This is a genomic window from Pseudidiomarina sp. WS423 (genome assembly GCF_050750165.1).
Taxonomy (GTDB): domain Bacteria; phylum Pseudomonadota; class Gammaproteobacteria; order Enterobacterales; family Alteromonadaceae; genus Pseudidiomarina; species Pseudidiomarina fusca.
This window is the reverse complement of the sequence record NZ_JBOJLN010000055.1, coordinates 1-556: the sequence shown is the minus strand read 5'-3', so window position 1 is coordinate 556 and position 556 is coordinate 1. Positions and strand designations below refer to the sequence as shown.

General features: G+C 39.2%; 1 protein-coding gene. It reads right to left on the bottom strand.

Annotated features, from left to right (window positions below):
• Window positions 1-530, bottom strand: a 530-nt coding sequence (locus ACQ661_RS12745; RefSeq protein WP_431668593.1) for an NYN domain-containing protein, incomplete at its 3' end; no start/stop codon positions are given.
• Window positions 531-556 lie beyond the last annotated feature (26 nt).

Here is a 556-nt window from a genome sequence, read left to right as displayed (position 1 = left end):
TCATCTTCCACTGCTTCGATAGCCTGCCGTAGCAAATTAATTAGTTTAGTATCACTTTTAATATTCCGGCTTTGTTTCTGAATGGGTTGTTCAACCTCTGCTTCATCGTCTAAATATAGAAAGCGAGAGCAACTGTTCACAAAAGCTACTGGGGCTTTACGCTCACCAAAACCAATAACGAATTTACCATCAGCCAGAGTCCTCGTTACCAAGGGAGTAAAATCGCAATCAGATGATACAAGGCAAATGACATCGACATTTTTCGTATATAGGACATCCATGACATCAATCACCAACGCCATATCAGTCGCATTTTTACCTTTTGTAAGATCAAATTGTTGAATCGGTTGAATAGCAAACTCATGCAGCACATCTTCCCAAACTTTCAGGTTTTGATTTTTCCAGTTCCCATAAGCTTTTCTGATATTGACCACACCATAGCGAGCAAGCTCAGATAGCACTTTATCAATCTTTTTTGCTGGAGCATTATCAGCATCAATGAATACTGCAATTTTTTCTTTATCTTTCACTTATGCCTCCTTGCAACTTAACGCCG